11 protein-coding genes and 1 pseudogene are annotated in these 13,836 nt (G+C 73.1%); 7 read left to right on the forward strand and 5 right to left on the reverse strand.

Features of this window, described 5'->3' with window-relative positions; genetic code table 11:
* Nucleotides 1-125: 125 nt before the first annotated feature.
* Nucleotides 126-1,271: a uroporphyrinogen-III synthase gene (locus tag AB0G10_RS31030; protein WP_360929543.1), complete on the reverse strand. Its 1,146-nt coding sequence runs from the start codon at nt 1,269-1,271 to the stop codon at nt 126-128.
* 654 nt (nt 1,272-1,925) lie between these two features.
* On the opposite strand from AB0G10_RS31030, the gene rplM reads away from it, so the two are divergent.
* From rplM to glmM, 3 genes are all read left to right on the forward strand, one after another.
* A complete protein-coding gene (gene rplM / locus AB0G10_RS31035; protein WP_014440773.1) occupies nt 1,926-2,369 on the forward strand; it encodes a 50S ribosomal protein L13 in 444 nt (147 codons plus the stop codon).
* A 20-nt stretch (nt 2,370-2,389) separates the two neighbouring features.
* The gene (gene rpsI, locus AB0G10_RS31040; RefSeq protein ID WP_360929546.1) at nt 2,390-2,908 is read left to right on the forward strand and encodes a 30S ribosomal protein S9; all 519 of its coding nucleotides are present in this window, start codon (nt 2,390-2,392) and stop codon (nt 2,906-2,908) included.
* Between the two features lie 168 nt (nt 2,909-3,076).
* Nucleotides 3,077-4,429 carry a phosphoglucosamine mutase gene (gene glmM, locus AB0G10_RS31045; RefSeq protein ID WP_360929549.1) on the forward strand — a complete coding sequence of 451 codons (1,353 nt, stop codon included), beginning with the start codon at nt 3,077-3,079 and terminating at the stop codon, nt 4,427-4,429.
* 98 nt (nt 4,430-4,527) lie between these two features.
* On the opposite strand, the gene AB0G10_RS31050 is transcribed toward glmM, so the two are convergent.
* Nucleotides 4,528-5,685, reverse strand: coding sequence for a pyridoxal phosphate-dependent aminotransferase (locus AB0G10_RS31050; RefSeq protein WP_360929550.1), 1,158 nt, complete (start codon nt 5,683-5,685; stop codon nt 4,528-4,530).
* A 7-nt stretch (nt 5,686-5,692) separates the two neighbouring features.
* Nucleotides 5,693-6,484, reverse strand: a complete 792-nt coding sequence (locus tag AB0G10_RS31055) for an MmpS family transport accessory protein (RefSeq protein WP_360929553.1) — start codon at nt 6,482-6,484, stop codon at nt 5,693-5,695.
* A 241-nt stretch (nt 6,485-6,725) separates the two neighbouring features.
* On the opposite strand from AB0G10_RS31055, the gene glmS reads away from it, so the two are divergent.
* The gene (glmS, locus tag AB0G10_RS31060) at nt 6,726-8,609 is read left to right on the forward strand and encodes a glutamine--fructose-6-phosphate transaminase (isomerizing) (RefSeq protein ID WP_360929556.1); all 1,884 of its coding nucleotides are present in this window, start codon (nt 6,726-6,728) and stop codon (nt 8,607-8,609) included.
* Nucleotides 8,610-8,690: 81 nt separating this feature from the next.
* Here the strand turns inward: glmS and AB0G10_RS31065 are convergent, their stop codons facing one another.
* Both AB0G10_RS31065 and AB0G10_RS31070 read right to left on the reverse strand, forming a co-directional pair.
* Entirely contained in the window at nt 8,691-10,268 is a 1,578-nt protein-coding gene (locus AB0G10_RS31065) for an alpha/beta hydrolase (RefSeq protein WP_360929559.1), read from the reverse strand.
* A complete protein-coding gene (locus AB0G10_RS31070) occupies nt 10,265-10,576 on the reverse strand; it encodes a hypothetical protein (protein ID WP_360929561.1) in 312 nt (103 codons plus the stop codon). Before AB0G10_RS31070 ends, AB0G10_RS31065 begins: the two co-directional genes overlap by 4 nt.
* A 190-nt stretch (nt 10,577-10,766) precedes the next feature.
* Between AB0G10_RS31070 and AB0G10_RS31075 the strand changes: the two genes are divergently transcribed.
* The 3 genes and pseudogenes from AB0G10_RS31075 to alr form a co-directional block, all read left to right on the forward strand.
* Entirely contained in the window at nt 10,767-11,150 is a 384-nt protein-coding gene (locus AB0G10_RS31075; protein WP_360929564.1) for a holo-ACP synthase, read from the forward strand.
* 15 nt (nt 11,151-11,165) lie between these two features.
* Nucleotides 11,166-12,617 carry an NAD(P)H-hydrate dehydratase gene (locus AB0G10_RS31080; protein ID WP_360929566.1) on the forward strand — a complete coding sequence of 484 codons (1,452 nt, stop codon included), beginning with the start codon at nt 11,166-11,168 and terminating at the stop codon, nt 12,615-12,617.
* Nucleotides 12,618-12,653: 36 nt separating this feature from the next.
* A pseudogene (gene alr / locus AB0G10_RS31085) lies at nt 12,654-13,763 on the forward strand (alanine racemase); the annotation flags it as partial.
* Nucleotides 13,764-13,836: the final 73 nt, after the last annotated feature.

The raw sequence follows: 13,836 nt of genomic DNA on the forward strand, positions 1-13,836 counted from the left end.
CATGTCGTGGCGGGGTGGTGGGTACGGACCGCCGCTCCCGCCGAGGTGCCCGGCACGGCGTCGCTGCGCTTGCCGAGCCGGGCCACGTGCGTGAGTGGTTGCGCCCCTCTTCTCTCAGTCCCCGCTCAGACCGGAATCCGGTAGCCCCGCTTCACCACGGTCTGCACCACGCCCGGGACGGCCAGGCCGGCCCGCAGCCGGGCCACCGCCATCTCCACCGCGTGCTCGTCGGCGCCGCGGGGGAGGGCCTGCAGCAGCGCGGCCCGGGAGAGCACCCGCCCGGGTGAGGCCGCCAGTTCGCGGAGCACCGCCATGGGCGCCGGCGCGAGGGGCCGCAGCTCCCCGTCGACGATCGCGGCGTGGCCGCGGAGGGTCAGCGAGTGCCCGGCCACCTCGAAGCTCACGGCACGTTTCGGCAGCTCGTCGACGATGGCCCGGACCAGCGCGCTGAGCCGGGCCCGCCCGGGCGTCACCACCGGGATGCCCTGCCGGCGCAGCGGGGCCGCGGTGACCGGCCCGACGCAGGCGGCCAGGACGTCGCCGCGCAGCGAGTCCACCACGGTGTCGGTGCCCGTGCCGGCGGCCCGGAGCACGGCCTGCACCGCGGCGGCCGAGGTGAACGTCACGGCGTCCACCAGCTTCCCGATGATCAGGTCGACGAGCCGGTGCAGCGGTGCCGGGTCGGTGGGCGGCGCCCAGCGGTAGACCGGCACCTCGATGACGCGTGCCCCGGCCCGCTGCAGGGTCTCGGTGTATTCCGGCTGGCTCTCCCCGTGCAGCTGGAGCGCCACCGTGAGGCCGGCCAGCCCGCGCGCGGTCAGGTGGTCGACGACCTCCTCGAACCCCTCGCCCTCGGGGGTCCACCGCTCGTGCAGGCCGGCCGTCCGGACCGCGGCGCGGGCCTTCGGGCCGCGGGCCACGAGGTAGGCCCGGGACAGCACCGCGCGCAGCGGATCGCCCAGGCCCCAGCCCTCCGCCGCCTCCATCCAGCCGCGCATGCCGATCCCGGTGTTGACCAGCACGACGTCGGGTGGATCGTCGAGGCAGGCCCGGGTCGCGGCCCGCAGTTCGGCGTCGTCGGCGATCGGCACGATCCGGAGGGCGGGGGCCAGCACCACGCGGGCGCCGCGCGCCTCGAGCAGCGCGGCCAGCTCGTCCTTACGACCGTCCGCGGTCACCCCGATCGTGTATCCGGACAGCGCCGCCGCAGGCTCCGCCAGCGCGGCCGCGGTCAGCACAGCCCGGCGCCCGCCCGGCGTCCGGTCCGTCATCCCACGCCCGGGTGAAGAAGTTCGAGAAGTCGCGGCGTGGCCGAACGGTCCACCGAAGGGCACGCCCGAAGCCCGCCGTCCTCAGCGTCGACCCGCTCCCATGTCACGCCTGCGTTCTTCGCCGTGCCTCCGTCCGGGACACGCCGCGACTTCTCCCCGCCGAACCGGCGAGCCGGCCCGGCGGACATCGTCAGGTCCGTCCTCAACCCTGACGATGGTCCTTCCATGGTGCGCCCGGGGAAGCGGTATCGGCCAATCCCGTCCCGCATCTCTGGGTGAACACCACCGTCGGCCATGAACGGAAGCGTGCCGGTGCCGAATTTCGGCAGAGCGTCCCATTTGTTTCAAGCCTGCTAAGTCGAGATAGAGTGGTTCGGGCGCACCCGCCTCCGGCGTGTCGGCGGCGCGGAGTATGCTTGCCACGTTTGGGGTTCCGCCAGGGCTGAGTGTCTGCAACCAGGATGCTCGCCGGTTCACCCGTGCCTTGACAACGGCGCCCTGATCACAGCCTGTTTTGACCACTCGACGCGCATCCGGGTATTGTTGCCTGCTGTTGTGCGACTGTTGCGAGTGGTCCCTCTGCGGGGTCGCTTGACGCATCGGCTGATGTGACCAGCGCGCGCCCCCAGACCGACGACGAGACAAGGTAATTCTGTGCGTACGTACAGCCCGAAGCCGGGTGAGATCGAGCGTCAGTGGCACATTATCGACGCTTCTGACGTCGTTCTGGGTCGCCTGGCCACCCACACCGCGAACCTTCTTCGCGGCAAGCACAAGCCCACGTTCGCCCCGCACGTCGACACCGGCGACTTCGTGGTGATCATCAACGCCGGCAAGGTCGCCCTGACCGGCAACAAGCGGCAGACCAAGGTCGCCTACCGCCACTCCGGCTACCCGGGTGGTCTGAAGCAGGTCGGCTACGAGGAGCTGCTCACCAAGCGCCCCGAGAAGGCGATCGAGCTGGCCGTCAAGGGCATGCTCCCGCACAACAAGCTCGCGCGGCAGATCATCAAGAAGCTGAAGGTGTACCCGGGCGCCGAGCACCCGCACGCCGCCCAGCAGCCCCAGCCGTTCGAGATCAAGCAGATCGCGCAGTGAGCGCGGGAGAAGGCAGCAGCATGACCGACATCACCGAGCCGGAGACCGTCGAGACGGTCGAGACGGTCGAGGCCGTCGAGGAGCCCGCCGCTGAGGCGGTCGTCGTCGTCGAGACCCCCGCGCCGGCCCCGGTCCGCGCTCCGCGTCCCGGTGACCGTCCCGTCCAGACCGTCGGCCGCCGCAAGGAGGCCATCGTCCGGGTGCGCATCATCCCCGGCAGCGGCAAGATCACCTGCAACGGCCGTGACCTCGAGAACTACTTCCCGAGCAAGGTGAACCAGCAGCTCATCCGTGAGCCGCTCGTCACCACCGAGCGCGCCGAGCAGTTCGACGTCATCGCGAACCTGCGTGGCGGCGGCATCACCGGCCAGGCCGGTGCGCTGCGTCTCGCGATCGCCCGCGCCCTCATCGCGCTCGAGCCGGACGACCGGCCCGCGCTCAAGAAGGCCGGCTTCCTGACCCGTGACGCCCGGGTCAAGGAGAGCAAGAAGTACGGTCTCAAGAAGGCCCGTAAGGCTCCGCAGTACTCGAAGCGCTGATTTTTGCGCCGCTTCTGACCGACGGTCGAGTGCACCCCTGCTCCTGGGGGCGTGCTCGGCCGTCGTTGCGTTTCACCTCCCTCCCCAACCAGCCGTTCCGGTGATCGGAGAACGGCCGCGCTCTGCGGCAGGCTGTTCTGCACGTGTCACCGGCGAAAGGAAGCCGCCATGGGGCGACTCTTCGGCACCGACGGCGTTCGCGGACTTGCGAACGGCGATCTGCTCACCCCCGAACTTGCCCTCTCGGTCGCCGTCGCGGCCGCCCGGGTACTGGTCGAGACCGACGGCAGCCACCAGCCGGTGGCGATAGTCGGGCGCGACCCGCGCGCGAGCGGCGAGATGCTGGAGGCCGCCGTCGTGGCGGGCCTGACCAGCGCCGGCGCCACCGTGGTCCGGGTCGGTGTGCTGCCCACGCCCGCTGTCGCGTACCTGGTGGCGGAGACGAACGCCGACCTCGGCGTGATGCTCTCGGCGTCGCACAACCCCATGCCGGACAACGGCATCAAGCTCTTCGCCGCCGGCGGCACGAAGCTGCCGGACGAGCTCGAGGAGCGCATCGAGCAGGCCGTCGCGGACGGGCACGGCCAGGTCGGCCGGCCCACCGGCGCCGGCATCGGCCGGGTGCACGACCTGCTGGACGGCGCCGAGCACTACATCAAGCACCTGGTCGGCTCGCTGTCGCAGCCGCTCGCCGGGATCAAGGTCGTGGTGGACTGCGCGAACGGCGCGGCGAGCGAGGTCGCCCCGATCGCCTACCGCGAGGCGGGCGCCGAGGTCATCGCGATCCACGCCGAGCCGGACGGCCTCAACATCAACGACGAGTGCGGTTCCACGCACCTCGACAAGGTCCGCGACGCCGTGCTGCGCGAGGGCGCCGACCTGGGCCTAGCCCACGACGGCGACGCCGACCGGTGCCTCGCGGTCACCGCGACCGGCGAGGTCGTCGACGGCGACCAGATCATGGCGATCCTGGCGCTGGCCATGCGCGACGCCGGCACGCTCACCGACGACACCCTGGTCGCCACCGTGATGAGCAACCTCGGCCTGCGGATCGCGATGAAGCAGTCCGGCATCACGCTGCTGGAGACCAAGGTCGGCGACCGGTACGTGCTGGAGGAGCTGCAGAACGGCGCCCTCGCGCTCGGCGGCGAGCAGAGCGGGCACATCGTGATGCCGGCGTTCGCCACGACCGGCGACGGCGTGCTGACCGGCCTGCACCTGATGGCTCAGATCGCGGCGACCGGCAAGTCGCTCGCCGACCTGGCCTCCGTGGTGCACAAGCTGCCCCAGGTGCTGATCAACGTACGGGTCGGCGACCGGGACGCCGGAGCGTCGGCGCCGACCGTGCAGGCCGCGGTCGCGCTCGCCGAGAACGAGCTGGGCGAGACCGGCCGGGTGCTGCTGCGCCCGTCCGGCACCGAGCCGCTGGTCCGGGTGATGGTCGAGGCCGGTAGCGAGGAGAAGGCGCGCAGCGTGGCCGAGCGGATCGCCGACGAGGTCCGGGCCGCCAGCCCGGCCTAGCCTCGGGCGACGGTGACGCCTCGGGCGACGCCTCGAACAGCGCCTCGGACGACGCGAAAGGGCCGGCTGCGGAAGCCGGCCCTTTGCCATCTGCGGAATCAGGGTCTCTTGAGCCGGGCGACCGCCTCGTCGATGACCTCGAGCCGCTTGCAGAAGGCGAACCGGATCAGGTGCCGGCCGGCCTCCTCGTGGTCGTAGAAGACCTGGGTGGGCACGGCCACGACGCCGCTGCGGGACGGCAGCTCCCGGCAGAACTCGATGCCGTCGACGCCACCCAGCGGCCGGATGTCGGCGGTCACGAAATAGGTGCCCTCGGAGGGCAGGACGGCCAGGCCCGCGTCGGTGAGGCCGGCCACGAGACGGTCCCGGCGCTCCCTCATGCTCGCCGCGAACCCGGTGAAGTACGAGTCGGGCAGCCCCAGCGCGACCGCCACGGCCGGCTGCAGGGGGCCGGCGTTCACGAACGTCAGGAACTGCTTGACCCGCAGCACCGCGGAGACCAGCGACGCCGGGCCGGTGGCCCACCCGACCTTCCAGCCGGTGCAGGAGAACGTCTTGCCGGCCGAGGAGATCCGCAGCGTCCGCTCGCGCATCCCGGGCAGACCGGCGAGCGGCACGTGCTCGCCGCCGAACACGAGATGCTCGTAGACCTCGTCGGTGACGGCGTAGACGTCGTGCTCCCGGCACAGCTCCGCGACGAGGTGCAGTTCCTCCGAGGTGAAGACCTTGCCGGTCGGATTGTGCGGGGAGTTGAGCAGCACGAGACGGGTCCGCGTACCGAAAGCCGCTCTCAGCTCCTGCTCGTCGAACTCGTATCGTCCGGATGGTCCGGGGCGCAGCGTGACCGGGCGTCGCACCGCGCCGGCCAGCGTGATCGAGGCGGCGTAGCTGTCGTAGTACGGCTCGAAGCAGACCACCTCGTCGCCCGGCTCGCAGAGGGCCAGGATCGCGGCGGCGATCGCCTCGGTGGCGCCGGCCGTCACCGCCACCTCGGTGTCCGGATCCCGGGTGAGACCCCAGAAGCGCTGCTCGTGCGCGGTGATCGCGTGCCGCAGCGCCGGGATGCCGGCCAGCGGAGGGTATTGGTTCGCGCCGTTCGCCAGCGCCTCGGCGGCCGCCGCGAGCATCTCCGGCGGACCGTCGGTGTCCGGGAAGCCCTGCCCGAGGTTCACGGCGCCGGTACGGGCCGCGAGCGCGGACATCTCGGTGAAGATCGTCGTGCCGAACGGCCGCATCCGTGAGACGAGGGGATCCACTGGGCTCCTAGTCGAAGACGAGCTGGTTGCAGGTCGTCGAGGCGTACGGTCCCGATCCGGTCTGTTTCGCGACCTCCTTGCCGTCGACGGTGGCCCGGCAGGTGATGTCGCCGGAGGCGGCGTCGGTGCGCTGCGCGGAGACCGAGACGAGCGCGACGCCCTTCATCGTGGTGGTGACCTTCCACGGCAGTTTCACGCCGCTCACCACCTTGGGCGCGGTCCCGAGCTGTTCGGCGTAGAGGATCTCGGCCGGGCCGTCCCCGGTGACCTCGTAGGTCACCGAGATCTCCCGGTTCTGGTCGGCCCCGGGCAGGCCCGGCAGGTCGGGCGGCAGCGTCGGCAGGTCGGTCGGCAGGCCGGGGATGTCGGTCGGCCACGGCGCGTCCGGCAGCGTCGGGTCGACGATCGGGGCGACCGCCTCCTGCGCCTTGTCGGTGATGCTGCGGACGATCAGCACGCCGGAGGTGACCACGCCGCCGCAGAGCAGCAGCGAGATCGCCACGATCAGTGCGATCAGCGGCGCCTTGCTCTTCCGGGGTGGCGGGCCTGCCGCGTACGGAGAAGGTTGCTGAGGCGGATAGCCCCCCTGGCTGTAGTCGGGCGCGTAGCCCGGCTCGGGGGCGTAGCCCGGCGGCGCATAGTTGACCGGCTCGTAGCCGACCGGGGGGAACTGCGAGGTCGGATCCGGGCCCGGCGCGTAGGGGGCCGTGGGGTCCGGTGGCGGGGTGGCCTGGCCGGGAGTGAACTGCGGTGGCCGGGGCGGCTGGCGCGGCTCGCTCGGATCACTCGGATCGGTCATCTGTTCCCTCCCGGTGAGGCGCTGCCGAAGCCTCCCTCCCGGTGAGGCGCTGCCGTAGCCGACGGTACGCCAGCGGCGCACCTGCGGTGTCACCCACCCGTACGGGCTGTTCACCTTTCGTCCGGCAAACCACGCTTGTGCAGTACACGGCGCTGCGGTGCCCACTTCCGATCATAAGTCGTGCTCGAAAGTGCCCCTCCCGAGCATGACGTTTGAGCGAAAGTCGGTTAGGCTGCCCGCCATGTGTGGGATCGTGGGTTACGTAGGAAGCCGCCCGGCGTTGAGCATCGTCCTCGATGGGCTCCGCCGCCTGGAGTACCGCGGATATGACTCCGCGGGCGTGGCCGTCATCGACGGCGACGAGGTCCGGACCGAGAAGCGGGCCGGCAAGCTGGCCAACCTGGAGAAGGCGCTCGCCGAGCGCACCGGCGACGGCATCGCGTCCGGGATGACCGGCATCGGCCACACCCGCTGGGCCACGCACGGCGGTCCGACCGACCGCAACGCCCACCCCCACCTCTCCGCCGACGGCCGGGTCGCGGTCATCCACAACGGCATCATCGAGAACTTCGCCCGGCTGCGCGCCGAGCTCGAGGCGGACGGCATCGAGTTCCGCAGCGACACCGACACCGAGTGCGCTGCCCACCTGCTCGCCGCGGAGATCCGTGCGCTGCGCGCGGCCGGCGGCTTCGAGGGCCCGGCCCTGCTGGCCGAGGGCATGCGCCGCACCGTCCGCCGGCTGGAGGGCGCGTTCACGCTGCTCGCCGTCGACGTCGAGGTGCCCGACGCGGTGGTCGCGGCCCGGCGCAACTCGCCGCTCGTGGTCGGCCGCGGCGACGGGGAGAACTTCCTGGCCAGCGACGTCTCCGCGTTCATCGAGCACACCCGCGAAGCGATCGAGCTGGGCCAGGACCAGGTCGTGCTGATCACGCCGGGCGGCATCGAGATCACCGACTTCGACGGCGCCCCGGCGACCGGGCAGGAGTTCCACGTCGACTGGGACCTGTCCGCCGCCGAGAAGGGTGGCTACGAGTACTTCATGCTCAAGGAGATCGCCGAGCAGCCGCAGGCCATCGCGGACACGCTGCTCGGCCGGCTGAGCGACCGCGGCGAGATCATCCTGGACGAGGTGCGCCTCACCGACCAGGACCTGCGCGACGTCGACAAGGTGTTCATCGTGGCGTGCGGCACGTCGTACCACGCCGGCATGGTCGCCAAGTACGCCATCGAGCACTGGGTGCGGATCCCCTGCGAGGTGGAGCTGGCCAGCGAGTTCCGCTACCGCGACCCGATCCTCGACCGCTCCACGCTGGTGATCGTGATCAGCCAGTCCGGCGAGACGATGGACACCCTGATGGCGCTCCGGCACGCCAAGGAGCAGAAGGCCCGGGTCCTCGCGATCTGCAACACCAACGGCTCCACCATCCCGCGCGAGTCGGACGCCGTGCTCTACACCCACGGCGGCCCGGAGATCGCGGTGGCGTCCACCAAGGCGTTCCTGACCCAGCTGGTCGCCTGCTACCTGATCGGCCTGCACCTGGCCCAGGTCCGCGGCGTCATGTACGCCGACGAGGTCGCCGCCGTGGTCGAGAAGCTCCAGGCCACCCCGGACAGCCTGCGCACCCTGCTGGACGGGATGGAGGACGTCCGGGAGCTGGCCCGCGACCTGCGTACCGCCTCGACGATCCTGTTCATCGGCCGGCACGTCGGCTTCCCGGTGGCCCTGGAGGGCGCGCTCAAGCTGAAGGAGCTCGCCTACATGCACGCCGAGGGCTTCGCGGCGGGCGAGCTCAAGCACGGCCCGATCTCGCTGATCGACGACGGCACCCCGGTCGTCTGCGTGGTGCCGTCCCCGGCCGGCCGCGGCGTGATGCGCGACAAGGTCGTCTCCAACATCCAGGAGGTACGCGCCCGCGGCGCCCGCACCATCGTGATCGCCGAGCAGGGCGACGAGGGCGTCCGCGCCTACGCCGACCACCTGATCGAGGTCCCGCACACCCCGACCCTGCTCGCGCCGCTGATGACCACGGTGCCGCTGCAGATCCTGGCCTGCGAGATCGCCGCGGCCCGCGGCCACGACGTCGACCAGCCCCGCAACCTGGCCAAGTCCGTCACGGTCGAGTGACCGTCCTCGTCACAGCGCCGGGGCCGCGCGTGCGTTGATCCCATCCCGGCGCCGGCCATCGTCATGCGGCCGGCGCCGGTCTCATCTCACGGTCGCCGGCTCCTGACCTGTCACGATCCGGGCCAGGCCGTCGAGCGCGGGCCGGCCCGGATCCCAGTAGCCGAGGTGGCCCGCGTCGGCCTGGCTCGCGAAGACCCGGCCGCCGAACCCCGGATCGCTCGGATTCGGCCCGAACCAGAGCTCCCGCTCCGGCCGCCCGAACGCGAGCACCGGCCCGGCCACCGGAATGCCGGCCACCGTCAGATCGTGCGGCAGGCTCCGGGGCGAGACGGCCGCGTACTGGATCACGTCGCTCTCCGACGTCGTCGCCCAGACCCGCCCGGCCGGCACGGTCAGCTCACCGGCCGAGCCCACTCCGACACCGGGCGAACCCACGAAGACCACGTCGTCCGCGGCGAGCGGTCCGGCGGCCGCCGCGCCGACCACCACCGAGCCGTAGCTGTGACCGAGAACGGTCAGATGCGCCGGCGTCCGGTCGTGGGTCGCCCGCAGCTCCTCCTGGAACCGCCGCAGCCCCTCCCCGCCCTCCCGGGCCTGCCGGTCGGACCACGCCTCGTGCAGGAAGTCCGGCGCGTCGTAGTCGAGCCACAGCACCGCGCTCGCCGCCTCGGCCGGGTTCACCTCGGCGGCCCGGTCCGCCACCCGCCCGGCCCGGGTCAGTTCTCCGCCGAGCGACTCCAGGTCACTGGTCATGCCCGGGACATGGGTCAGCACGTGCCGGGCCCGGTCCGGGTCACCGAGCGCGACGACCGCCCGGCCGTCTCCCGAGACGTCAAGACCGATGAGGTACGGCCGGAGCCCCGCGTCGTCGTCCAGCCGCGCGCTCAACTCGTCCAGCCCGTTCCGCAGCCCCCGCCGCGCCCCGTCGGCCGCCCGCGCCCGGTGATCGTCGAGCAGCAGCCGGTTCGCCAGGTCGCGGTCGGCGACCGGGATGCCGCCGGTCGACGCCAGCCATCCCGGTTCGGTGACCAGCAGCCGGTTCCGCTCGCCCGGCGAGAGACCGTCCCACCACCGCCGGACCACCTCCGGCCCGTCCGCGCACCCGGGCCGCCCGAGACTCCCCGCGCCGCTCCCGGAAGCCGATCCGCCCGCGGAGACGACGCCGCTCCAGGAGGCCGATCCGCCCGGCGAATCCGCCGCGCGGGCCATCGATTCGAGGCGGGCGGCGGCTTCGGCGTCGGCCCGCGCGGCGACGTCGAGCGCCGCGGAGAGGTCGGCCACGACCGTGGGGAGATCGGGGGACGGGCCGTGCACCGTACCCGAATCGTCGATCACCAAGCCGGCGCCTCCGGCACGGCCTCGCGCCCGGCCGAGCAGCTCGCGCGCTCGCGCGAGCGCCGCCGCGAACTCGCTCAACGCCTGATCGGCACGCCAGCACAGCACCCGGAACATCGCGATCCGCCGCCGGAACCCGGCGATCAGGTTCGTCGCCGCGGCCACCGCCGGCCCCGACCAGGCCGCCCGCAGCCGCGCCACCAGCGGCCCGAACTCCGCCCCGAGCGCGCCGGCCATCGCGGCCCACCGCCGCCAGGCGAGCGCGGCAGCCCGCCACCGAGCCGGATCGGTCACCCGCAGCCGGGCATAGATGGCAGCGCTCATGGCCGGCGGGCGAGGCGGAAGCGGTTCGCGGCTCGCGCGTCTGCCTCCTCATAGGCCGCCGCCGAGGCACGGATTCTCTGCGCCGTCTCCGTCACCTCGCGGCCCAGCTGCGCCAACTGCTGCCGGACCGCCTCGGCCGCGAGCATGCCGGCGCTCGTGGTCGCCCAGCGCGGAACCGGATCGGGCTCCGGCGCTGAGCGGGCTGCCTCCGCCACCCGATCCGCCGTGTCGGCGGCGGCCGCGGCTATTCCGGTCAAATCGACGGAGTCGGCCTGGAAAGGAGCCTGGAAAGAGTCGGACGAATTCATCGGGTGCCTCCCATGAGCGCACGACGGAACGGGACGCACCGAAATTAGGCCCGTCCACAGGCCGTCGGCCCGCCCTGTGGACAACGGCGACCGGCCGATCCGGCCGCCCGTCCACAGGGCTTGCGCGCGAACGGCGACCCGGCTACCGGAGTCCGACGGCGGAGGCGCGGGCACGGCTAGGGTGACCGGTGTGATCGTGTCTGTCGGCATCGACGTCGTCCTGGTGGACCGCTTCGCCCGCGCCCTGGAGCGAACGCCGCTGCTGGGGGACCGTCTGTTCACCGAGCCGGAGCGGCTGACCGGCTCCGGCAACCCGCGCTCGGCCGAGTCGCTGGCCGCCCGGTTCGCGGCGAAGGAGGCCGTCGCGAAGGCTCTCGGGGCGCCGGCCGGACTGCGCTGGCACGACTGCGAGATCGTCACCGATCCGGACGGGCGGCCGTGGTTGACGGTCTCCGGTACGGTCGCCGCCGCGGCCGCCGAGCGCGGTATCCATCGATGGCATCTCTCGCTGTCCCACGACGGCGGGATCGCCTCGGCGATGGTGGTGGCCGAGACCGGTGAGCAGCAGGTGTAACGAAGGGGAGAACGCGTGCGGCAGGCATGGCGGACAGCCGACGTTCGGTCGGCCGAGAAGTCGCTGATGGCGACCCTTCCGGAGGGCACGCTGATGCAGCGCGCCGCGGCCGGCCTGGCCCGCCGGTGCGCGCTGCTGCTGGAGGAGTCCGGCGGCGTCTACGGCGCTCGTGTGGTGCTCCTGGTCGGCAGCGGTGACAACGGTGGTGACGCGCTCTACGCGGGCGCCTCGCTGGCCCGCCGGGGCGCGCAGGTCCGGGCGCTGCTGCTCACCCCGGAGCGGGTGCATCTGGCCGGTCTCGCGGCGCTGCGGGCGGCCGGCGGTTTCACCACGCTCGAGTTGCCCTCCCGCGCCGATCTCGTGCTCGACGGCATCGTCGGTATCGGTGGCAGCGGCGGCCTGCGTCCGCCCGCGGCCTCCGTCGTGGGCAGGCTCGGATCACTGCGATCGCGTACGGGTGACCGTCCCGTGGTGGTGGCCGTCGACACGCCTTCGGGGGTCTCGGTCGACACCGGCGACGTCCCGGGCGAGGCGGTCGACGCGGACGTCACGGTGACCTTCGGCTGCTTGAAGCCGGCTCACCTGATCGGCCCGGCCGCGGTCCGTTGCGGCGCAGTCGAGCTCGTCGACATCGGCCTCGGGCCCTCGCTGGTCACCGGCCCGGCGGTCCGGGTGGCCGAGGCGTCCGACATCGCCGGATGGTGGCCGGTGCCCGGCCCGGCCTCGGACAAGTACACCCGCGGCGTGGTCGGCCTGGCGACCGGCTCGGCCTCGTACCCGGGCGCCGCCCTGCTCTCCACGGCCGGCGCGCTCGCCGGGCCGGCGGGCATGGTGCGGTACGCGGGCAGCGCCCACCCCGAGGTGGTTCGCGCGCACCCGTCGGTCGTGGTGTCGCCCCGGGTCGCGCAGACGGGTCGCGTACAGGGCTGGGTCTGTGGCAGTGGCCTGGGAACCGGCGACGTGGCGCGCACCGAGCTCCGCAGTGTCCTCGCCACCTCGCTGCCGGTGCTGCTCGACGCGGACGCCATCACCCTGCTGGTCGGCGGCGAGTTCTCGGAGGATCTGCGCCGGGACGCCCCGGTCGTGCTGACCCCGCACGACGGCGAGTTCAAGCGGCTCGCCGGCGAGGTGCCGGGCGCCGACCGGGCCGGCGCGGCGGCCCGCCTGGCGGCCTGGACCAACGCGGTCGTGCTGCTCAAGGGCGACCGGACGATCGTGGCGACCCCGGGCGGCGAGATCTGGGCGAACCCGACCGGCAGCCCGGCGCTGGCCACGGCCGGCAGCGGCGACGTGCTGGCCGGCCTGCTCGGCTCGCTGCTGGCGGCCGGTCTGCCGGCGGTCCGGGCCGCGGTGGCCGCCGCCTACGTGCACGGGCTGGCCGGCCGGCACGCGGCGAAGGACGGCCCGGTCACCGCGCCGGACATCGCCGCCGCGATCCGCCCGGTCCTGCTCGACCTGCTGGGGTGACCGGAACTGTCATAGGCCGTCAGTAGGGTTAGAGGTATGTGGCAGGCCGAAGTCCGCGTCGATCTGGACGCGATCCGGGACAACGTCGCGGCGTTGCGCGCCCGCACCTCCGCCGAGGTGCTGGTCGCCGTCAAGGCGGATGGTTATGGGCACGGCTTGGTCCCGGCCGGCCGGGCGGCGCTCGCCGGCGGGGCCACGTGGCTGGGCGTCGCGACCCTCGACGAGGCGCTCGCGCTGCGCCGGGCCGGTGTCGAGGCGCCGGTCCTGGCCTGGCTGCTGAGCCCGGGGCTGCCGCTGGTCACCGGGGTCGAGGCCGGCGTCGACCTCAGCGCCGCCACGCCCGACCTGATCGACGAGCTGGTCGCCGCGGCGCGGCAGGCCGGCCGGGTCGCCCGGGTCCACCTGAAGCTCGACACCGGCCTGGCCCGCGGCGGCTCGCCCCGGGCCGAGTGGCCGGCGCTGCTCGAGTCGGCGGCCAAGGCGCAGGCCGGCGGCGACCTCGAGATCACCGGGGTGTGGAGCCACTTCGCCTGCGCCGACGAGCCCGGCCACGAGTCGGTCGACCGGCAGCTCGCGGCGTTCCACGAGGGCCTCGAGCTGGCCGGCCGCTTCGGGATCAGCCCGCGCTACCGGCACATCGCCAACTCGGCGGCCACCCTGAGCCGCCCCGACACCCACTTCGACATGGTCCGGGTCGGGATCGCGGCCTACGGCCTGTCGCCGATCGCGGGCGAGACGTTCGGCCTGCGGCCGGCCATGACGGCCCGGGCCCGGGTGGCCCTTGCCAAGCGGGTGCCGGCCGGTCAGGGCGTCTCCTACGGCCTGACCTACACGACCTCCGCCGAGACGACCCTCGCCGTGGTGCCGCTGGGCTACGGCGACGGGGTTCCGCGGCACGCGTCGAACGCCGCCCCGGTGCGGATCGGCGGCACGACCGCCCCGATCGCCGGCCGCGTCTGCATGGACCAGTTCGTGGTCGACGTGGGCGACGAGCCGGTCACGGCCGGCGACGTGGCGATCCTGTTCGGCCCGGGCGACGCCGGCGAGCCGACCGCCGACGACTGGGCCGCCGCCACCGGCACCATCAACTACGAGATCGTCACCCGCTTCGGCAGCAGCCGGGTCCCGCGCATCTACGACGGAGAGACCAGCCCCGACGGCGGCGAAACCAGACCCGGCGGCGAGATCGGCGCGACCAGCCCGAGCGGCGGCGGGACCA

This window comes from Actinoplanes sp. NPDC023714 (genome assembly GCF_040639855.1).
Classification (GTDB): domain Bacteria; phylum Actinomycetota; class Actinomycetes; order Mycobacteriales; family Micromonosporaceae; genus Actinoplanes.

Coding starts and splice junctions, on each gene's coding strand:
- AB0G10_RS31030 (WP_360929543.1), bottom strand. CDS start 1,271: ATGACGGACCGGACGCCGGGCGGGCGCCGGGCTGTGCTGACCGCGGCC.
- rpsI (WP_360929546.1), top strand. CDS start 2,390: ATGACCGACATCACCGAGCCGGAGACCGTCGAGACGGTCGAGACGGTC.
- glmM (WP_360929549.1), top strand. CDS start 3,077: ATGGGGCGACTCTTCGGCACCGACGGCGTTCGCGGACTTGCGAACGGC.
- AB0G10_RS31055 (WP_360929553.1), bottom strand. CDS start 6,484: ATGACCGATCCGAGTGATCCGAGCGAGCCGCGCCAGCCGCCCCGGCCA.
- glmS (WP_360929556.1), top strand. CDS start 6,726: ATGTGTGGGATCGTGGGTTACGTAGGAAGCCGCCCGGCGTTGAGCATC.
- AB0G10_RS31065 (WP_360929559.1), bottom strand. CDS start 10,268: ATGAGCGCTGCCATCTATGCCCGGCTGCGGGTGACCGATCCGGCTCGG.
- AB0G10_RS31070 (WP_360929561.1), bottom strand. CDS start 10,576: ATGAATTCGTCCGACTCTTTCCAGGCTCCTTTCCAGGCCGACTCCGTC.